The sequence below is a fragment of the Rhodococcus xishaensis genome, assembly GCF_004011825.1.
GTDB classification, from domain to species: Bacteria; Actinomycetota; Actinomycetes; order Mycobacteriales; family Mycobacteriaceae; genus Prescottella; species Prescottella xishaensis.
In genome coordinates, this window is the sequence record NZ_RKLO01000003.1 from 450907 (window position 1) to 470051 (window position 19145).

The window sequence follows — 19145 nt, forward strand, 5'->3', positions numbered from 1 at the left end:
GTGTCCCTTACTTCGCTGCGAAGGCGAGCTCGGCGGCCTTGTCGGCGGCCTCGTCCATGGTTGCGACGACCGTTACCAGCGGGTGGTTGGCTTCGGCGAGGATGCGACGACCCTCTTCGACGTTGTTGCCGTCCAGGCGCACGACGAGCGGCTTGTTGGCCTCGTCGCCCAGCGTCTTCAGCGCACCCACGATGCCGTTGGCGACCGCGTCACACGCGGTGATGCCGCCGAAGACGTTCACGAACACGCTCTTGACCTGCTGGTCACCGAGGATGACGTCCAGACCCGCAGCCATGACCTCTGCAGATGCGCCGCCGCCGATGTCGAGGAAGTTGGCCGGCTTGACGTTGCCGTGCTTTTCCCCGGCGTACGCGACGACGTCCAGCGTGGACATGACCAGACCGGCGCCGTTACCGATGACACCGACCTCACCGTCGAGCTTGACGTAGTTGAGGTCGTGCTCCTTGGCCTTGAGTTCGAGCGGATCCGTCGCGTCCCTGTCCTCGAACTCGAGGTGGCCGGGCTGACGGAAGTCGGCGTTGGCGTCGAGCGTGACCTTGCCGTCGAGGGCGAGGATCTGGTCGTCAGGAGTGCGGACGAGAGGGTTGACCTCGACGAGGAGCGCGTCCTCCTTGACGAAGACCTCCCAGAGCTTCTGGATGGTGACCGCGGCGGCGTCGAGCACCTCGGCGGGCAGGTGTCCCTGCTCGGCGATGCTGCGCGCGAACGCGAGATCGACGCCCGTGACGGCGTCGACGGGGACCTTGGCAAGACGCTCCGGCTTGGTGGCGGCGACCTCTTCGATCTCCACGCCCCCCTCGACCGAGCACATCGCCAGGTAGGTGCGGTTGGTGCGGTCCAGCAGGAAGGAGATGTAGTACTCCTCGGCGATCTCGCTGGCCTCGGCGACGAGAAGCTTCTTGACGAGGTGACCCTTGATGTCGAGCCCGAGGATGTTGTCGGCGTGGGTCTGCGCATCGTCCGCGGTGGCGGCGTACTTCACGCCACCGGCCTTGCCACGGCCACCGACCTTGACCTGCGCCTTGACCATCACGGGCTTGCCGATTTCCTCGGCGATCGCGCGGGCACCGGCAACGGTGTCGGTGACACGTCCGGCGGACGTCGGTACGTGATGCTTGGCGAAGAGCTCCTTCGCCTGGTATTCGAAGAGATCCATCTGCTCACCGTCTCGTCTGCGTTGACGCCCGCTCAGGGGTAGGAGCGGGTCCGTTCGGACTCTAACGAGTTCAATCAATCAGCTATCGCTCGCCCACATGCTATGTGGCATATGTCACGCGACGGCAGCTGCGCCCTCTGAGAAATCGATGAAATCCGGTAGCGTCGGCCACCACGACGCACCCGTCCGGCCGGGCATTCTTCCCTTCGCGCGACCGGATGTGGACCGGGAATGCAACGCAGCGAGGTAGCCCGCTAGATGAACGGGACCATTTGGGATGTTTGACATCCTCCCAGCTCGCGTTGTGACGACAGTCACATCTCCCGGTTTGTCCGGTCCTACAGGTTGCCCCATCGCAACCATTTCGTTACCGTCGCCTCGTCTAAGTCACGGACAGGTCACGGGCAGGAGGGCTGCAGGGCAAATGCGCCACCGCACTCAGTTCAGCGCCAGCCGCTTCGCTCAGACTGCCCCGGAAAGCACTGCGTCCCCGGCCACACCAGTTCACGAGTTCAAGCGCCTTCACGAGTTCGAGCGCCGCAATCCTGCGACGGAGCAATCTCCGGACGGGCTTGTGGAGCGGGACGGTGTCACGACCAGATATCCGACAGGCTCGTCGGTTCGTTACACCGAAGCCGAAATCTCCGATCACAGCTCCGAGCTCGACAACCCCGCCGACCCTGAGGTCGGGCCCGGCGGAACCGAGAATCCGACGGCAGATGTCGTTGCTCCCCGCCGCAGTGGCCAGCACCGCCTCCCCGCTCCCCCGTCCGCCCTCAAAGGCCGTGCCGCTGTCGTTGCGGTCGCCGCCGGCGCCGTCGTCGCGGCAGGCCAGGCAGCGACCGATGGCCCAGCGAAGAAATCCGACCAGACCGAGGTCGAGCTCACCGCCGCCGACTCTGTCGTCGCCACTGCAGCTCCGCAGGCCGCCCAGTTCAGCGACGTAACCCAGTCCGCCTCAGACGAATCCGCACCGCAGGTGCTCGCACTGGCAAAACCGACCGATCTGGGCGAGTTCTCGAACCTCCTCGCCAAGGGACAGCGGTTCAGCGAGGAGCGGGCCGCCCGGGAGGCCGCCGCCCGCCGCCCGCTGTTCGTGCTACCTGCCACGGGCACCTTCACCTCGCATTTCGGCTACCGGTGGGGAACCTTGCACGCCGGCGTCGACATCGCGAACGCGCTCGGTACCCCGATCTACGCGGTGGCCGACGGCGAAGTCATCGACGCCGGGCCGGTTTCCGGCTTCGGCAGGTGGGTTCGTCTCCAACACGACGATGGCACCGTCACGCTCTACGGCCATCTCAACTCCGAGGTGGTCACGGTGGGCCAGAGGGTCATGGCCGGCGACCAGATCGCCACCATGGGCAACACCGGCTACTCCACTGGCCCGCACCTTCACTTCGAGGTCCACCTCGGCGGCGCGAACAAGACCGACCCGGTTCCGTGGCTCGCTACACGTGGAATCAGCCTCGGCTCCTCCTAAAGGTAGCCTCGGACCCTCCGAGCAGTAGCTTCGGCGCCCGGGGCGCGCCTTCGGCGGATCCCGCCTCAGAGCTTGACCATCGGCACGCCGCCGATCAGCATCAATCGCACCTTGCCAGCGGAGCCGAAGTCGATCGTGACGGTGGCGGTCGGTCCGCTCCCCTTCGTCTCGAGCACCTTGCCGAGGCCGTATTTGTCGTGGTTGACCCGGTCGCCAACCGCGAGAACGAGATTGTTGCCGCGTCCGCGCGAGGCCCCGAATCCCGAACCGCCGTATCCGGACGCGCCGAGACCTTGCCCACGCGGGCGGCCGGCACCGATCGCTCCGCCACCGCCGAGTATGCCCGGATCCTCGCGTTGCCAGTTCACCAGCTCCGCTGGAATCTCTTGCAGGAAACGTGATTCCGGGTTCGTGACCGGTTGTCCCCACGCCGAGCGGACAACGGCACGGGTGAGGTACAGCCGGTGACGTGCCCTGGTTATGCCCACGTATGCCAGGCGCCGCTCCTCCGACAACTCGGCCGGATCTCCGAGCGCCCGCATGTGGGGGAACTGGCCGTCCTCCCAGCCCGTGACGAATACGACGGGGAACTCGAGACCCTTCGCGGTGTGCAGTGTCATCAGGGTGACGACACCGTCTCCCTCGTCGGGCAGTTGGTCGGAGTCCGCGACCAGCGACACCCGTTCGAGGAATGCCGCGAGCGAACCCGGGTCGGGCAGGCCCTCGTCGTCGACCACCTCACCGGGATCCAGGTCGTCCGCATCGTTCGCGGCGAACGCAGCCGCATTGCGGGCGTCGGAGCTGAATTCCCTTGCAACACTGACTAATTCGTTGAGATTATCGAGACGGGCACCGTCCTGCGGATCACTGCTGGCTTGGAGCACCCGCAAGTACCCGGTACGGTCGAGGACCGCCTCGATGATCTCGCCGATGTCGGTCAGGTCGTTGCCGTCCGCATCGGTGGTCGCCATCAGGACGCGCAGCCCGTCGAGCAACTCGACGAATGACGCGATCGCCTTCTGCGCCCGAGTGCCCAGCAGCGGCACGGCGCCCGCGGCTCCGGCGCGCAGTGCCTGCGCGAAGCCGATCCCCTTCTGCTCTGCGTACACGGACACGCACGCTTCGGCGCGGTCGCCGATGCCACGGCGCGGGGTGTTGAGGATGCGCCGCAGGCTGACCGCGTCGTCCTCGTTGGCGAGCACACGCAGGTACGCAACGATGTCGCGTACCTCCTTGCGCTCGTAGAAGCGCGTTCCCCCGACCACCTTGTAGGGGATGCCGAGGCGGATGAAGATCTCCTCCAGCGAGCGTGACGAGTTGTTGGTCCGGTAGAACACCGCGACGTCGTTGAACTTCACCTCACCGGCGTCGACCAGACGATCGATCTCGGACGCCACGAACTGGGCCTCGTCGTGCTCGTTGTCGGCGACGTAGCCGATGATCAGTTCGCCCTCGCCGGAGTCGGTCCACAGCCGCTTCTCACGACGCCCGGCATTGCGGGAGATGACCGAGTTGGCGGCCGACAGGATGTTCTGCGTCGACCGGTAGTTCTGTTCGAGCAGGATGGTCTGGGCTTGGGGGTAGTCCCGCTCGAACTCCTCGATGTTGCGGATCGTTGCGCCCCGGAATGCGTAGATCGACTGGTCGGCGTCGCCGACGACGCACAGTTCGGCCGGCGTCACGGCATCCGGGTCGTCGGTCACCTCGCCTACCAGCTCACGCACCAGCACGTACTGGGCGTGGTTGGTGTCCTGGTACTCGTCGACGAGCACGTGCCTGAACCTGCGCCGGTAGTACTCGGCGACCTGTGGGTGCGATTGCAGCAGCGAGACCGTCTCACCGATCAGGTCGTCGAAGTCGAGCGCATTCGCGGCCCGTAGGCGCTCCTGGTACTGCGCGTACACGCGTGCTACGAGCTTGTCGAGGTCGTTGGACTCTCCGTCAATTGAGCCACGGTCGGCGGCTGCCGCTGCCTCCTGCGGGCCGATCAGCTCGTTCTTGAGGCTCGAGATCTTGGTGGCGAACAGTCGCGCGGAGTAGCGCTTGGTGTCGATGTCGAGATCCTTCGAGATCATCGTCAGCAGGCGGCGCGAGTCATCCGCGTCGTAGATCGAGAAGTTCGAATTCAAGCCGGGCAGCAGACCCGACTGGGCACGGAGGATGCGCACGCAGCTCGAATGGAACGTCGACACCCACATGCTGTTTGCGCGCGGACCCACCAATCCCGCAACCCGCTCGCGCATCTCTGCGGCAGCCTTGTTGGTGAACGTGATCGCCAGGATCTGCCCCGGCATCACACCCCGCTCGGCCAGCAGATAAGCGATACGGCGGGTCAGGACGGCAGTCTTGCCGGACCCTGCGCCCGCGACGATGAGTAGCGGCGATCCCGAATGCAGGACGGCCTCCCGCTGCTGGGGATTGAGACCTTCGAGCAGGGACGCAGACGAAGGCACCGCCGGGGAGCCTGAAATCGTGTTCATCGTCTGTCAACGCTACCGGCGAAAGCCGACACCGTGGCACAAGACCGATGCCACTGGGAGAGAACGCGCCAACCCGCTTGGGTTGGACTCGTTCGCGTGGCAAACTGGAGCGATGATCTCCGCTGTGCAGGAACCCCAGCCGAGTGCCCGATGGTGCTCGCCCCAGGAGCACCGGCGATTTCTCAGCGGGTACCGACCGACGGTGCCCGCGGCTTGATCCCCCGCGAGCCCCGAGGTCCACACCGGATCCCGGGGCGTTCTTGTGTGAACGGGACCCGGATTCGTAACGGTCCGAGGGACTCGAACGAACCAAAGTTCTGACACGAGGAGAAAACCATGAGCAGCCGAACCGCAACTCCTTCATCCCAATCACCGGTGCCGTCGAGCAAGGCCGAAATCAACGAACTCCGCAAGGAGATCGACAGGCTCGACGCCGAGATCCTCGCCGCCATCAAGCGGCGCAGCGAGGTCTCGCAGATGATCGGCCGCACCCGCATGGCGTCCGGTGGCCCGCGTCTGGTGCACAGCCGCGAGATGAAGGTCATCGAGCGCTTCAGCGAGCTCGGCCAGGAGGGCCACACCCTCGCGATGCTGCTGCTGCGCCTCGGACGCGGGCGGCTGGGGCACTGACCAGAGCCTCCTTCACTGGACTCCCGATCCGGCGATCCGGTCAGGTGAGCGCTATGTACTTGGTGTCGAGATACTCTGCGATGCCCTCGCTACCGCCCTCCCGACCGAAACCGGACTCCTTGACGCCACCGAACGGCGCCGCGGTGTCGGAGATGACGCCACGGTTGACGCCGACCATCCCGGTCTCGAGGGCGTCGCAGACCCGTAGCGCACGATCGAGGTCGCGGGTATAGATGTACGCGGTGAGCCCGAACTCGGTGTCGTTCGCGGCCGCGATCGCCTCCTCTTCGGTGTCGAAACCGGAGATCGCCGCGACCGGACCGAACACCTCCTCACGCAGTATCCGCGCCGACGCGGGCACGTCGGCCAGCACGGTCGCGGGATAGAACCAACCCGGGCCGCCGGGAGCTGTCCCGCCGAGAAGGATCTTCGCACCGGCCTGTACCGCGTCGTCGACCAGTTCGGTGACGGTGGCGAGCTGGTCGGCGTTGATCAGGGGCCCGAGTGTCGTCTCGGGGTCGATTCCGGGCCCCAGCTTCGCCGCCGCCATCCGTTCGGTGAGCTTCGTGGTGAACTCTTCGAGTACGGCGTTTGCGACGTGGAAACGGTTCGCCGCGGTGCACGCCTCGCCGCCGTTGCGGAGCTTCGCGAGCAGCGCCCCCTCGACGGCCGCATCGACATCGGCGTCGGCGAAGACGACGAACGGCGCATTGCCGCCGAGTTCCATCGAAGTGCGCAACAGTCCCTTGGCGGACTTCTCCACCAGCAGCCGACCGACGGCCGTGGATCCGGTGAACGTGAGCTTGCGCAGCCGCGGATCCGCGAGCAGCGGCTCGGTGAGTGCACCCGAGTGCGACGTCGGCAGCACCGACAGCACGCCCTGCGGCAGCCCCGCCTCGACGAACAGTTCGGCGAGCGCGAGCATTGTCAGTGGCGTCTCCGCCGCGGGCTTGACGATGATCGTGCAACCGGCGGCGAGAGCCGGCCCAATCTTCCGGGTGCCCATGGCGAGGGGGAAGTTCCACGGGGTGATCGCCAGGCAGGGTCCGACGGGCTGCTTGCTCACGAGAATGCGCCCGTTGCCTGCCGGGGCCGCCTGGTACCGGCCCGACATCCGCACGGCTTCCTCGGCGAACCAGCGGAAGAACTCGGCGCCGTACTTCACCTCGGCTCGGCTCTCGGGCAGGGCCTTGCCCATCTCGAGCGTCATCAGTTGTGCGAACGTCTCAGCGCGGGCGGTGATCTTCTCGAACACCGAGCGGAGCAGTTCGGCGCGCTCACGAGGCGCGACCCGAGCCCAGCCAGGCTGCGCGGCCGCGGCCGCATCGAGTGCCTTGACCCCGTCAGCGGGGCTGGCGTCGGCGACCTCGGTGAGGACCTGTCCGGTCGCGGGGTCGTGTACAGGGAACGTGGCACCGTTCTCGGCATCGACCGGGGTTCCTCCGATCCAGAGTTTGGTGGGAACGGCGCGAATCAATTGGGCTGGGTCCATATTCCCCATCATGCGCCAGCTCCCGGTCCGGTGAGAGTTGCCGAGTATGTCGGGTGTCGTGCCGATAGGCTGCTCTTCCATGAGCACAGACATCACCGGTACCGCGGCCTGGACGACCCTGGATGCGCATCATCGAGTGATCCAATCTGCCCACCTGCGAGACCTGTTCGCTCAGGATCCCCAGCGTGGAACCGAGCTGACGGTGTCCGCGGGCGACCTGTACATCGACTACAGCAAGCACCGCGTGACCCGCGAAACCGTTGCTCTGCTCGTCGATCTGGCGCGCACTGCACGGGTCGAGCAGAGACGCGACGAGATGTTCGCCGGTGCCCACATCAACACGTCCGAGGACCGCGCGGTGCTGCACACCGCGCTTCGGCTCCCCGCAGACGCTGAGTTGACCGTCGACGGCCAGGACGTCGTCACCGACGTGCACACGGTGCTCCGGCGCATGGGCGAGTTCACCGACCGGCTGCGGTCTGGCGAATGGCGCGGTGCGACCGGCGAGCGAATCCGCACGGTCGTCAACATCGGGATCGGCGGTTCCGATCTCGGACCGGCCATGGTGTGCGGCGCACTGCGCCACTACGCCGACGGCGGCATCTCGGCCCGGTTCGTTTCGAATGTCGACCCAGCGGACCTGGTGGCCACACTCGCGGACCTCGATCCGGCCACGACGTTGTTCGTCGTCGCATCGAAGACCTTCTCCACGCTCGAGACGCTGACGAACGCGTCGGCGGCCCGACGATGGCTCGTCGACGAACTTGGCGAGGAAGCCGTGCCCAAACACTTCGTCGCGGTTTCCACACACGCGGATCGGGTCGCCGAGTTCGGCATCGACACCGCCAACATGTTCGGCTTCTGGGACTGGGTCGGCGGGCGCTACTCGGTGGACTCGGCGATCGGCCTGTCAGTGATGGCGGTGATCGGCAAGGAGCGGTTCGCGGAGTTCCTGGGCGGCTTCCACGCGATCGACGAGCACTTCCGGACGGCGCCGCTCGAGCAGAACGCGCCGGTGCTCCTAGGCATGATCGGGGTCTGGTACTCGAGTTTCTTCGACGCCGAATCCCGTGCCGTGCTCCCATATTCGAACGATCTGGCGCGGTTTGCCGCGTACCTGCAGCAGCTGACGATGGAGTCCAACGGTAAGTCGGTGCGCGCGGACGGCACCCCGGTCACCACCAAGACCGGTGAAATCTTCTGGGGCGAGCCGGGCACCAACGGCCAGCATGCGTTCTACCAACTGCTCCATCAGGGCACCCGCCTGGCGCCGGCGGACTTCATCGGTTTCGCCGAGCCGACCGACGACCTGGCCACGTCCGATGGCACCGGCAGCATGCACGACCTATTGATGAGTAACCTCTTCGCGCAGACCAGGGTGCTCGCGTTCGGGAAGACCGCCGAGGAGATCGCGGCCGAGGGCACCGCTGCGGAACTGGTGCCGCACAAGGTAATGCCGGGCAACCGTCCGTCGACGACGATCCTGGCCTCGCAGCTCGCACCGTCGACGATCGGCCAACTCATCGCGCTGTACGAGCACCAGGTGTTCGTGGCCGGCACGGTCTGGGGTATCGACTCGTTCGACCAATGGGGTGTGGAACTCGGCAAGGCTCAGGCGCTCGAGCTCGGTCCGGTGCTGACGTCGACGCAGGCGCCTCGTCCACAATACGATTCGTCGACCGATGCCCTGGTGCGCTGGTACCGCGCGCAGCGCGGCCGGGCCGTCTGAATCGCCCCGGCCGGTCCGCCGAATCGCACAGCTACGCCGCGTACGGGCGGCTCCATCCATCGGTCGTGTAGACCCGCCCGTGGCGATCGACCAGGCGGGCGGCGAGTTCCTGCTCCTCGAGCCAGTTCACGGCACCTACACCGCGTTGGATCGCCGCTGCTGCCGCCCCGTACGCCCACAGCGCGTCTTCGGCGATCACCGACACCTGCTGCCATTCCCCGCCGACCGATTCGTCCCGCCCGTCGCCGTCATCCGAGCGGACCGTCGCCATGGCGGTCCCGGCGGGCAACTCCACGGCTCCGTCTCCGGGGACGGGCATCTGCCAGCCGCCGGCCGGGGGGTGCCCCGCTGTGGCGACGACGGATCCGATCCGCACCATGACACCGCATTCGAGGTCACTGGCGACCAGCGCGGCCGCCCGGTCCGCGGTGTCCGCCCTGGCGGTGTCGGCGATGTCGAAGGACACTCCCCACGGCGCGAGGACGGTGGCCTCATCGACCTGAACGTCGGCGAACGTGGGTTCGGGGTGAATCGGCGGGACGCCCGAAGGCGAATCCTCGACCGCGAGTGGGTTCACGGCACCATCGGTCATCCGGGCCACCCACAGGGCAGACCGCAACAACCGGGCCAACCGCACGCTCACCCGTACAGGTGATCCCTGCGCCAGGTTGACCGCGTGGATCTCGGCGTCGCCTCGTTGCAGACTGCACGCGGACTCCGCCTCGGTAAGCACCGTCACCACAAGACCCTCCGCGGGTCCCAGTGCAGCACCCTCGGTCACCTGGACTTCGATCTCCTCGTTCCAGGCGCTCCATCGGGTGGTGACCAGCATGGCCGTGCTCCGTACCTATCGGAACTGTGCTGCACCCAGTATGCGCTTACGTCACAAATGTCCTGGTCAGGTCATTCTGTCGCCGACCGCCGTGAGGGCGAATCGTACTAAGTCGTCGATCACGCCAGGATCGTCCCGACCGGAGGCGAGCGGGCCGGCCAGCACCTCAGCGGTGGCGCCGACCAACGACGCCGCGACGAGCGGCGCGTTCTGCGGCTCGAGTTCGCCATCTGCCATCCCGTCGACGACGGCAGCCTCGAAGGCGTCGGCGAACGTTTTCCGGAAGATCAGCCGCTCGGTGTCGACGGCCGCGTCGACTGGCTCCGCCAGCAACGTGTACGCCAGTTTCGGGTTCCGCATCGCGCGTCTGCCGAATGTCTCGATGACCGCGGTGATCCGCTGAGCTGCTGACTGTCCGGGCCCCGCCGCGGCGTTCACCGCCGCCACCTCCCGACCGACGATCTCCCGGAATACCGCGACGACCAGATCCGACTTACCGGAGAAGTGCGAGTACACGCTGCCTGTCGCCACGCCAGCGCGCGCGGCGACGGCGGCGATCGTCAGCCCCTGATAGCCCGACTCCGACAGCAGCGCGACCGTTGCCTGGAAGATTGCTTCCCGCTGAGCCGCGAGTCGCGCCTCGACGGCGGGCGTTCGACGGTAGGCCATGTAAGTAGTGAACCAGCACGAGCAGCGAACTCGCGATTCCACCCAGCCCGACCCGCGAGCGCGGGTAGCGTCGAGAACATGCCGGTGCGCAGCGAACGGTCTGGGCCGGTGACGACGATCGTGTTGTCACGGCCCGAGGCGCGCAACGCGGTCGACGGCCCCACCGCCGCGGCGCTGGTCGACGCTTTCCGCGCGTTCGACGCCGATTCCAGCGCGGCCGTCGCGGTCCTGTGGGGTGAAGGTGGCACGTTCTGTGCAGGTGCCGACCTCAAAGCACTCGGCACGGACCGCTCCAACGAGGTCACCCCGGACGGCGAGGGTCCGATGGGTCCTACCCGGATGCGGTTGTCGAAACCCGTGATCGCCGCTGTCTCCGGTCACGCGGTCGCCGGTGGGCTCGAGCTCGCGTTGTGGGCAGATCTGCGAATCGCAGAGTCCGACAGTGTGTTCGGAGTGTTTTGTCGACGGTGGGGCGTTCCGCTGATCGACGGTGGGACCGTTCGACTACCGCGGATCGTCGGCGCCGGACGGGCAATGGACATGGTCTTGACAGGGCGCGCGGTGGGCGCTGACGAAGCCCTCGCGATCGGCCTCGTAAATCGTGTGGTTCCGACCGGGGAGGCCCGAACGGCTTCCGAGGAGTTGGCCGCTGAACTTGCTCGCTTCCCGCAGACGTGCCTGCGGGAGGACCGGATGTCCCTCCTCGAACAGGAGGGCATGTGCGAGGACGAGGCCTTGGCGTCGGAGTTCCGGCACGGAATGGTTGCTGTGACGGTCGATGCGCTCACAGGCGCAGCCCGGTTCACGGCCGGCGAGGGACGACACGGACGATTCGATCAGTGAGACCAGTAGCGTCCGTCCGCATGGACCGGTTGACCACGGTGGACGAGATCTTCCTACGCAGGCATCACGGCTACGGCGTCCCGATCGTGATGCAGGGCATTTGGCGCACCGCTGACGCCGTCGACGCCGCAGTCCTCGGGTCGGTGCACGAGGAACTTACTCTCGGCGCGCTGGGTCGCCGCGTCGTGCGTCCCAGGGTTCCGGGTGCACGGCTCCGATGGGAGGCGAGCACGACGGCCCACCCCCTGCGCTATGAGACGGATCCGGTGGACGACGTCGTGCGGTGGGCTGACAACCAGTCCGATGTCGACGTCGATCCGGAGGTCGGCCCGGCGTGGGCGCTGTCCGCCGCGCCGGTGACGGGCGGCGGGACCGTGATCTCGCTGGTGTGCTCGCACGTCGTCGCCGACGCTCGTGGACTGGTGTCGGCGGTCGAGACTGCCCTCAGCGGTCGCCCACCTGCCCCCACTCCCCCGCGGACCTCGGACGTCGCGGACGCGGTACGCACCGTCGGGACTGTCCTCATCGGTGGCGCAAGGGCGTCCTCGAGGCTCGCTTTCAGCGCGAAGCGGCGTCGCGAACTTCGCGAACACGCCGACGCCAACCCGAGGCCGCAACCTGGCCGTACCCACGTCGTGACCGGCACGTGCACCGCGATCCTCGACGTGGACGCGGCCGAATGGAAAGCGGCCGCGACCGCCGAGGATGGCACCGCGAACGGGCTGTTCATCGCAGTCGTCACCGGGATCGCGGGTGCAGCCGGTGTCCCGATGCCGCTGCGCATCAGCGTGCCGGTCGATACACGCAACATCGACACGGTTGACAGGAGCGCTGTGGACCACGGCGCTGCGGACAATGCAGTGGTCATGACGGAAGTGGTTGCGACACCGGATGATTCCCTCGCCGACATCCGTCGGCTGAACCGGGACGCGTTCGCCCGCCCGCCGATGGGCGCTCCGCCCGGATTCCCGGCGGAGACCTTGCAGATCCTCACCGACCGGGTTGCCCACCGACTGACCTCCGGCGCCGGGGAACGCGACGCTCTCTGCTCGAACATCGGCCACCTTCCGGACACGCTCACGTCGCTCGGGCCGTACCCGACCACCGGCGTCGCCACCCGCGCGATGCATCCGCGACTATCTGCGGAGCGGACCGCAACGACGACGACGCGGCTATCGGCCTACCTCTGCTCCTACGGCGACAAGTACACGTTGTCGCTGGTCGGGATGGATCAGCAGTTCTTCGACGCCCCCGAGCGGTTGCGTGATCTCGCGATCGCACAACTCGGGAAGTGGGGGCTGTCGGCGCGGCCGTGGTGACCAAGCGAACACGAATGGCACCGTGTCATAGGAGCGCGGTGCGCTCAGTGCCACCGGCGCGTGGGTCGCTAGGTCGTCTCGGTCCCGGCGGTCTGGGCGCGAAACCGTTCGCCCCGGCCTACCGTTGATTCATGGCTCCCGAAGAGTTCGATGTCATCGTGATCGGAGGCGGCCCGGCGGGAGAGAATGCGGCGGCCTACGCCATCGCCGGAAGCGACCGCACCGCGGCCCTGGTGGAACACGAGCTGGTGGGCGGCGAGTGCTCGTACTGGGCGTGCATTCCCTCGAAGGCGCTGCTGCGGCCGGGTGAGGTGCTCGGTACGGCTCGGCACATGCCGGGTGTCGAGGAGAAGGTCAACGCTTACGGGTTGGACGTCGAGGCCGTCCTCGCACGCCGGGACGATTTCACCCACGACCGTGACGACTCGTCGCAGGTGTTGTGGGCCGATGCGGCCGGCATCGACGTGATCCGGGGCAGCGCCGCGCTCACCGGCGTCCGGGAGGTCACGGTCGGCGGGCGCGTGCTCCGCGCCCGCCATGCGGTGGTGTTGGCGACCGGCACCACCGCGAGCGTGCCCGACCTCCCTGGCCTGCGCGATGCGCTGCCCTGGACGTCTCGGGATGCGACGAACGTCCGTGAGGTGCCGAAACGTCTCGCGATCATCGGCGGCGGTGTCGTCGCGTGCGAGGCCGCGACATGGCTCCACGAACTCGGCGCCGAGGAGGTCACGCTCGTAGTGCGCGGGTCGGGGCTGCTCGAGCGCAACGAACCGTTCGCTGGGGAACTTGTCGCCGAGAAACTGCGCAAGCACGGAGTGAACGTGCAGTTCGCGACGTCGGTGCAGTCCGTCACCCGCCAGACACCCGCCGCCACCGGCATCGGGCGCGTCCACGGAGGCCCGGTCACGCTGACGCTCGGTGGCGAGGCCGGTGATCCCGACCTGACGGTCGACGAGGTGCTCGTCGCGACCGGCCGAACCCCCGCCACCGGCGGTCTCGGGCTCGAGCACGTCGGTCTATCGGACCACGGCTACGTCACCGTCGATGATCACCTGACAGTCACGGGGATGGACGGCAACTGGCTCTATGCCGTGGGGGACGTGAACGGACGGGCACTGCTGACGCACATGGGCAAGTATCAGGGCCGAGTGTGCGGAGACGTGATCGCGGCACGCGCGCAGGGCCGAGCGCTCGACGAGCCCCGATTCGTCGCGTCCGCCGACCTCGGTCAGGTGCCGCAGGTGGTGTTCACGATGCCCGAAGTTGCCGCGGTGGGACGCACCGAAAGCCAGTGCCGTGCAGATGGACTCGACGTCGAGGTCGTGACCGTGGACATCAACGTAGCCGGATCGGCGTTGTCCCGCGACGACTACTCCGGCCGAGCGTCCCTGGTGATCGACCGCCCCACCGACACGATCGTCGGTGCCACGTTCGTCGGATCGGGCGTCGCTGAACTCGTCCATGCCGCAACCGTCGCGGTGGTGGGCCGAGTTCCACTCGAGAGCCTGTGGCACGCGGTCCCGAGTTTCCCGACGGTGAGCGAAGTGTGGTTGCGACTGCTCGAGGAACGAAGGAAACCGTCGTGAACTTGGCTCGCTGATCGGGCCTGCCGACCATCGTCCGCTAGAGGCCCGGTCGTCGTATAGTCGCGATCATGGCCCCCAACCTGGAAGTGAGCACAGCGGAAGGCCTCGTCCGGGGCCGGCGGATCGGCGATCTGCTGACCTGGCGCGGCATTCCCTATGCGGCGCCACCAGTGGGGCCGCGTCGCCTGCAGGCACCGCTGCCTGTGCAGCCGTGGACCGGAGTCCGCGACGCCACAATGTTCGGCGATGCCGCCCCGCAACGTCGAGCGGGCACCACCCTACGGCCGGGCAAGTACCAGCCGACCTCGGAGGACTGCCTCACGCTCAACGTTGTCGCCCCCGCCTCGCCCAGTTCGACCCCGCGGCCGGTGATGGTGTTCCTCCACGGCGGGTCGTTCACAATGGGCACCACCGCTTTGGGGATCTACCGCGGCGATCGCCTCGTCCGGCGCGGCGACGTCGTCTACGTCTCCGCGAACTACCGCCTCGGGGCGCTTGGATACTTCGACTTCACCGAGTTCTCGACACCGGATCGACGGTTCGACTCCAATCTGGGGCTGCGGGACCAGGTCGCTGCACTGCACTGGATTCGGCGCAACATCGCCGCTTTCGGCGGCGATCCGTCCAATGTCACGATCTTCGGCGAATCTGCAGGCGGCACATCGGTGACGACACTCATGGCCACCCCGTCCGCGCGCGACTTGTTCGCCCGCGCCATCGCCGAGAGTCCGGCGCCCGCAATGGTGTACGACGCGTACCGTGCGGCACAGTGGGCGCGCGAGTTCGTGACGGTCCTCGGCAGCGATCCGTCTGATCCGTCCGCCGTGGCCCGAGCGCTCGAGACCGCTACTCCCGCTCAGCTCGGCAGGGCCGGAAACCGTTTGAACGCAATGGTGGTCGCCGAAACGCCCGGACTGCATCCGTTCGGTCCCGTCATCGACGGCGAGTTCCTGCCCGAGTTCCCACTGGACGCGTTCGAGTCCGGACGCGCGCACCCGGTGCCGCTGATCATCGGCACCAACGCCCGCGAGGGCACACTGTTCCACAACTTCATCGGCGGCCTGCCCACCAACTCGGCTGGCATAGAGACGATGTTCGAAGTCACCGATCCACAGGCGCGGGACCGTGTCATCGCCGCGTATCCGGGGTACCCGGACACAACTGCGGCGGTCGACCTTGGTGGCGATGCGACGTTCTGGAAGCCGTCGGTCGACATCGCCGAGGCCCACGCGGTCCATGCCGCCACCTACAGCTACCGCTTCGACTTTGCGCCACGACTGATGCACAGGCTGGATCTCGGCGCCACCCACGCCTTCGAGCTGTTCGCAGTGTTCGCGTACGGCGAGTCCGCCGCTGGGCGCGCACTCACCGCTCCCGGAGGGCGCCGCGGGTTGCGCGCCGTCACCGACAGAGTGCAGGAGAACTGGATCTCTTTTGCCCACAACGGAGTTCCTGCACCTTGGTGGCCAAGGTACGAGACCCGCCATCGCAAGACTCTCATCTTCGATGCGTCCACCCGAATCGAGCGGGACCCTTACCGGGAGCGTCGTCTGGCGTGGTCCGGGTACCACGGTTACCGCGGTATGGCTTCACCGGACAGCGGACGGCGTCCGTGAGCAGCAACGACATCGACGTGACTCTCGTCGAGGGAGTCGTTCGCGGTCGACGTCTACCGGATCTGTTGTCGTGGCGCGGGATTCCGTATGCGAAACCTCCCGTCGGACGGCTTCGGCTGCGCGCCCCCGAACCTGTCATCCCGTGGACCGGCGTCCTCGACGCCACCGCATTCGGTCCCGTTGCCCCACAGCAGAACCGGAATGGTGATGAGAACTGCCTGACACTGAACGTTCTTCGCCCCGCGGCCCCGAGCGTGGCCCCACGCCCTGTCATGGTCTGGATCCACGGCGGCGCCTACATGGCCGGTTCGGCGTCATCGCCGGCCTACAGCGGAGCTTCCCTCGTGCGTCGCGGCGACGTGGTGTTCGTTTCGCTGAACTATCGGCTCGGCGCTCTCGGCTACCTCGACTTCCGAGAATTCTCCACGTCCGATTACCCTTTCGAGGTCAACGTGGGTCTGCGGGATCAGATCGCCGCCCTCGAATGGATTCAGCGCAACATCGCCCAATTCGGTGGCGACCCAGCGAACGTCACAGTGGTCGGCCAATCCGCCGGTGCGAACGCCGCTCTGACGCTGATGAGTACCCCGGCCGCCGAAGGACTGTTCGCACGCGCCATCGCGCAGAGTCCGCCCTCGGCGGCCTGCAACGGTCCGGAACTCGCCTCGAAGTGGGCACGCGAATTTCTGGACATCGCGGGAGTGACGACGCCCGAGGCGGCCGCCTTCCTCGCGGCAGCAGATCCTCAACTGCTCGTCCGCACCGCCACGAGGCTCAGTGCCCGTGGCGCCGACGAGGCCCCCGGCGTCCGGGTATTTGCGCCCGTTGCCGACGGTGACCTGCTCCCCCAGTGCCCGCTGGAGGCATTCGAGGCCGGAACCGAACACCGGGTGCCGCTCCTCGTGGGCACCACCGCGTACGAGGGCCGGCACTACCAGCGGTTTCTGGACATCCTGCCGACGAACCGGCATCGGATCGAGAAGATGTTCGCGGGAACGGATCATCCGGAAGTCAAGACTCGCGTGATCAACGCCTACCCCGGATACCCGGGGCGGCGCGGCGCGGCGGACCTCGGCGGCGACGTGGTGCTCTGGGTCCCGACGCTGCGGTTCGCGCAGGCGCACGCCCGCCACGGCGACACCTTCATGTATCGCTACGATTTCACGCCGCGGCTGCTACGACTAACGGGCTTGGGCGCCACCCACGCGACCGACCTGGTTCCGGTGTTCGGTACGCGCACTCCCCTGGCCCGTGCGCTCACCGCCCTCGGCGGTCGGCGGGGTATGCGTGCGGTCACCGACACGATGCAGGAGCACTGGCTCGCCTTCGCCCGTACCGGGCGCCCCCTCGACGGGTGGCCGCGCTACTCGCCCGAACGCCGCGAGACCTTGATCATCGACGAGATCTGCCGTATCGAGTTCGATCCCCGGCGGCGCCGACGAGAGGCATGGCTTGGGTTCCGACACCGCCACTGAGCGCGGATGCGATCACTTGAGACACTGAGCGCGGATGCGATCACTTGAGACACTGAGCGTGGATGCGATCACTTCAACAGACGTGACATCCGCCGGTCGGCGAGGACCTTCCCGCCTGTCTGGCACGTCGGGCAGTACTGGAACGATCGCTCGGCGTACGCCACCTCCCGTACTGTGTCCCCACACACCGGGCACGGCAGCCCAGTGCGCGCGTGCACTGTCATCCCCGCACGCTTCTCGCCCTTGAGCCGCGCCGCCTCCTGACCGACCGATCGTTCGATCGCGTCCGCCAGCTCCGCACGCATCGCTTCATAGAGCGCGTCCACCTCAGCGGGTGTCAGCCTCGACGCCGTCGCGAACGGTGACAACCGGGCTGCGTGCAGAATTTCGTCGGAGTACGCGTTGCCGATCCCGGCGAGCAGCGACTGATCCACCAGTGCGGTCTTGATCCGGGCGGTGGTCCCGGCAAGTATCTCGCCGAACTCTGGGCGGGTCACCTCGAGAGCGTCGGGACCGAGCCGGGCGATCCCCGGCACGTCCTGTGGGTCCGCCACCACCCACACCGCGAGCCGCTTCTTGGTCCCGGCCTCGGTCAGGTCGAACGCGGGCGTTTGCGCATCGGGGGTGAACAGGTGTACGCGCAGCGCGAGCGGGCCCCTTCCCGGCTTCGGCGGCGTGGCGCTCGGGTTGTCAGTCCAGCGCAGCCATCCACCACGAGACAGGTGGGTGATCAACCAGAGCCCGTCGCAATCGATCGCCAGGTGCTTGCCGAACCGCCGCGCGCCCGTCAGATTCCTCCCTTGCAGCGCGGTGATCGGCGGATCGACCGTCTTGAGGACGCTCAGCGCGGCGAGGTCGACACGGCCGACCACCGCGCCGACGGCGTCGTCGCGCAGGAACTGTGCCAGGGCCTCCACCTCGGGAAGTTCGGGCATGCGCTCAGCGTATGCACGGGCACCGACGCTCGGCAGGTGTTCAGCGGCGGATCAGATAGATGTCCATGATCCAGCCCTTGTGTTCCCGCAGTTCTGCACGCACCCGGACGATGTCGTCCTCGACCTCGCGTAGGTTGCCGGAGATCAGGATCTCGTCGGGCAGCCCCAGGTAGGCGCCCCACCAAATCTGCACCTGGTCACCGGGCACGTGGGTGAAGCTGCACTCGGCGTCGAGCATCACCAGCGCGGTGTCGACGCCGTCGGGCAGGCCCTCCCGGAGCCGCCGACCGGTCGTGATGTGGACGGGTTCGCCGACCCTGTTGAGCACGATCCGGTGCTGCGCCGCCAATGACTGCGCACTGGTCACACCGGGGATCACCGTGTACTCGAACGACAGGTTGCCACGGGCGAGAACGCGTTCGACGATCCGAAGCGTGCTGTCGTACAGCGACGGGTCACCCCACACGAGGATCGCGCCGATCCCCTCCACGCCGGCGAACTTCTCCTCGAACACCTGTGCGCGGCGGTCATGCCAATCGTCGACGACGCCTGCATAATCCGACGGGGTCCGGTTGCGCGGCGGATCGACGATCTCGACGACCCGGTACTCGTGGTCCATGTGCTCGGCGAGGATGGTGGCGCGCAGGTCGACCAGTTCCCGCTTCTCCTCACCCTTGCCGATGACGAAGAACACATCGGCCCTGTTCATGGCCTTGACGGCCTGGATGGTCACCTGGTCGGGGTCGCCGGCTCCGATCCCGATCACGAGAAGCTCACGCATGCGTGGGACGCTACCGGCACGGGTCGGATGTCGGGACCGCGGAGCAGACTGTCCCGTCTAGACTGACCATCGTGCACACCCCCTACGAGGATCTTCTG

At 67.2% G+C, this 19145-nt stretch carries 15 protein-coding genes; 8 read left to right on the forward strand and 7 right to left on the reverse strand.

The genetic code is table 11. The annotated features are described in order from the left end of the window. Positions 1–7 precede the first annotated feature (7 nt). The gene (sucC, locus tag EGT50_RS09535) at positions 8–1177 is read right to left on the reverse strand and encodes an ADP-forming succinate--CoA ligase subunit beta (RefSeq protein WP_127953458.1); all 1170 of its coding nucleotides are present in this window, start codon (positions 1175–1177) and stop codon (positions 8–10) included. A 424-nt stretch (positions 1178–1601) separates the two neighbouring features. Between sucC and EGT50_RS09540 the strand changes: the two genes are divergently transcribed. Beyond that, positions 1602–2660, forward strand: coding sequence for a M23 family metallopeptidase (locus tag EGT50_RS09540; protein ID WP_127953461.1), 1059 nt, complete (start codon positions 1602–1604; stop codon positions 2658–2660). Positions 2661–2725: 65 nt separating this feature from the next. On the opposite strand, the gene pcrA is transcribed toward EGT50_RS09540, so the two are convergent. Further along, positions 2726–5140: a DNA helicase PcrA gene (gene pcrA, locus EGT50_RS09545; protein ID WP_127953464.1), complete on the reverse strand. Its 2415-nt coding sequence runs from the start codon at positions 5138–5140 to the stop codon at positions 2726–2728. Positions 5141–5476: 336 nt separating this feature from the next. Here pcrA and EGT50_RS09550 point away from each other — a divergent pair, with 336 nt between their 5' ends. Continuing rightward, positions 5477–5770, forward strand: a complete 294-nt coding sequence (locus EGT50_RS09550; RefSeq protein ID WP_127953467.1) for a chorismate mutase — start codon at positions 5477–5479, stop codon at positions 5768–5770. Positions 5771–5810: 40 nt separating this feature from the next. Here EGT50_RS09550 and EGT50_RS09555 read toward each other — a convergent pair whose 3' ends face one another. Next, the gene (locus EGT50_RS09555; RefSeq protein WP_127953470.1) at positions 5811–7274 is read right to left on the reverse strand and encodes an NAD-dependent succinate-semialdehyde dehydrogenase; all 1464 of its coding nucleotides are present in this window, start codon (positions 7272–7274) and stop codon (positions 5811–5813) included. A 67-nt stretch (positions 7275–7341) separates the two neighbouring features. Between EGT50_RS09555 and pgi the strand changes: the two genes are divergently transcribed. Beyond that, positions 7342–8991 (forward strand): glucose-6-phosphate isomerase, encoded by a 1650-nt coding sequence (gene pgi / locus EGT50_RS09560; protein WP_127953473.1) that lies wholly within the window; start codon positions 7342–7344, stop codon positions 8989–8991. 31 nt (positions 8992–9022) lie between these two features. Here pgi and EGT50_RS09565 read toward each other — a convergent pair whose 3' ends face one another. Both EGT50_RS09565 and EGT50_RS09570 read right to left on the reverse strand, forming a co-directional pair. Beyond that, positions 9023–9823, reverse strand: a complete 801-nt coding sequence (locus EGT50_RS09565) for an FAD:protein FMN transferase (RefSeq protein WP_127953476.1) — start codon at positions 9821–9823, stop codon at positions 9023–9025. Positions 9824–9889: 66 nt separating this feature from the next. Next, positions 9890–10492, reverse strand: a complete 603-nt coding sequence (locus EGT50_RS09570; RefSeq protein ID WP_127953478.1) for a TetR/AcrR family transcriptional regulator — start codon at positions 10490–10492, stop codon at positions 9890–9892. A gap of 78 nt (positions 10493–10570) precedes the next feature. On the opposite strand from EGT50_RS09570, the gene EGT50_RS09575 reads away from it, so the two are divergent. The 5 genes from EGT50_RS09575 to EGT50_RS09595 all read left to right on the forward strand — a co-directional run bounded on the left by EGT50_RS09575 (position 10571) and on the right by EGT50_RS09595 (position 17331). After that, positions 10571–11335, forward strand: a complete 765-nt coding sequence (locus tag EGT50_RS09575; protein ID WP_127953482.1) for a crotonase/enoyl-CoA hydratase family protein — start codon at positions 10571–10573, stop codon at positions 11333–11335. Between the two features lie 20 nt (positions 11336–11355). Further along, on the forward strand, positions 11356–12654 hold the full coding sequence (locus tag EGT50_RS09580; RefSeq protein WP_127953485.1) for a hypothetical protein: 1299 nt from the start codon (positions 11356–11358) through the stop codon (positions 12652–12654). 131 nt (positions 12655–12785) lie between these two features. Further along, positions 12786–14240 carry a dihydrolipoyl dehydrogenase family protein gene (locus EGT50_RS09585; RefSeq protein WP_127953488.1) on the forward strand — a complete coding sequence of 485 codons (1455 nt, stop codon included), beginning with the start codon at positions 12786–12788 and terminating at the stop codon, positions 14238–14240. 68 nt (positions 14241–14308) lie between these two features. Then, complete coding sequence (locus EGT50_RS09590) at positions 14309–15856, forward strand: carboxylesterase/lipase family protein (RefSeq protein ID WP_127953491.1); 1548 nt, start codon at positions 14309–14311, stop codon at positions 15854–15856. Next, positions 15853–17331 (forward strand): carboxylesterase/lipase family protein, encoded by a 1479-nt coding sequence (locus tag EGT50_RS09595; protein ID WP_127953494.1) that lies wholly within the window; start codon positions 15853–15855, stop codon positions 17329–17331. The genes EGT50_RS09590 and EGT50_RS09595 overlap by 4 nt, the downstream gene beginning before the upstream one ends. 68 nt (positions 17332–17399) lie before the next feature. Here the strand turns inward: EGT50_RS09595 and EGT50_RS09600 are convergent, their stop codons facing one another. After that, on the reverse strand, positions 17400–18266 hold the full coding sequence (locus EGT50_RS09600) for an Fpg/Nei family DNA glycosylase (protein WP_127953497.1): 867 nt from the start codon (positions 18264–18266) through the stop codon (positions 17400–17402). A gap of 40 nt (positions 18267–18306) precedes the next feature. Then, the gene (gene cobF / locus EGT50_RS09605) at positions 18307–19047 is read right to left on the reverse strand and encodes a precorrin-6A synthase (deacetylating) (protein WP_127953500.1); all 741 of its coding nucleotides are present in this window, start codon (positions 19045–19047) and stop codon (positions 18307–18309) included. Positions 19048–19145 lie beyond the last annotated feature (98 nt).

What these genes read in the sequence shown, in the direction of transcription:
- sucC (WP_127953458.1), bottom strand. Translation starts at nt 1,177, where the DNA reads ATGGATCTCTTCGAATACCAGGCGAAGGAGCTCTTCGCCAAGCATCAC.
- EGT50_RS09600 (WP_127953497.1), bottom strand. Translation starts at nt 18,266, where the DNA reads ATGCCCGAACTTCCCGAGGTGGAGGCCCTGGCACAGTTCCTGCGCGAC.
- EGT50_RS09540 (WP_127953461.1), top strand. Translation starts at nt 1,602, where the DNA reads ATGCGCCACCGCACTCAGTTCAGCGCCAGCCGCTTCGCTCAGACTGCC.
- EGT50_RS09555 (WP_127953470.1), bottom strand. Translation starts at nt 7,274, where the DNA reads ATGATGGGGAATATGGACCCAGCCCAATTGATTCGCGCCGTTCCCACC.
- pcrA (WP_127953464.1), bottom strand. Translation starts at nt 5,140, where the DNA reads ATGAACACGATTTCAGGCTCCCCGGCGGTGCCTTCGTCTGCGTCCCTG.
- EGT50_RS09570 (WP_127953478.1), bottom strand. Translation starts at nt 10,492, where the DNA reads ATGGCCTACCGTCGAACGCCCGCCGTCGAGGCGCGACTCGCGGCTCAG.
- pgi (WP_127953473.1), top strand. Translation starts at nt 7,342, where the DNA reads ATGAGCACAGACATCACCGGTACCGCGGCCTGGACGACCCTGGATGCG.
- EGT50_RS09550 (WP_127953467.1), top strand. Translation starts at nt 5,477, where the DNA reads ATGAGCAGCCGAACCGCAACTCCTTCATCCCAATCACCGGTGCCGTCG.
- EGT50_RS09585 (WP_127953488.1), top strand. Translation starts at nt 12,786, where the DNA reads ATGGCTCCCGAAGAGTTCGATGTCATCGTGATCGGAGGCGGCCCGGCG.
- EGT50_RS09575 (WP_127953482.1), top strand. Translation starts at nt 10,571, where the DNA reads ATGCCGGTGCGCAGCGAACGGTCTGGGCCGGTGACGACGATCGTGTTG.
- cobF (WP_127953500.1), bottom strand. Translation starts at nt 19,047, where the DNA reads ATGCGTGAGCTTCTCGTGATCGGGATCGGAGCCGGCGACCCCGACCAG.
- EGT50_RS09580 (WP_127953485.1), top strand. Translation starts at nt 11,356, where the DNA reads ATGGACCGGTTGACCACGGTGGACGAGATCTTCCTACGCAGGCATCAC.
- EGT50_RS09565 (WP_127953476.1), bottom strand. Translation starts at nt 9,823, where the DNA reads ATGCTGGTCACCACCCGATGGAGCGCCTGGAACGAGGAGATCGAAGTC.
- EGT50_RS09590 (WP_127953491.1), top strand. Translation starts at nt 14,309, where the DNA reads ATGGCCCCCAACCTGGAAGTGAGCACAGCGGAAGGCCTCGTCCGGGGC.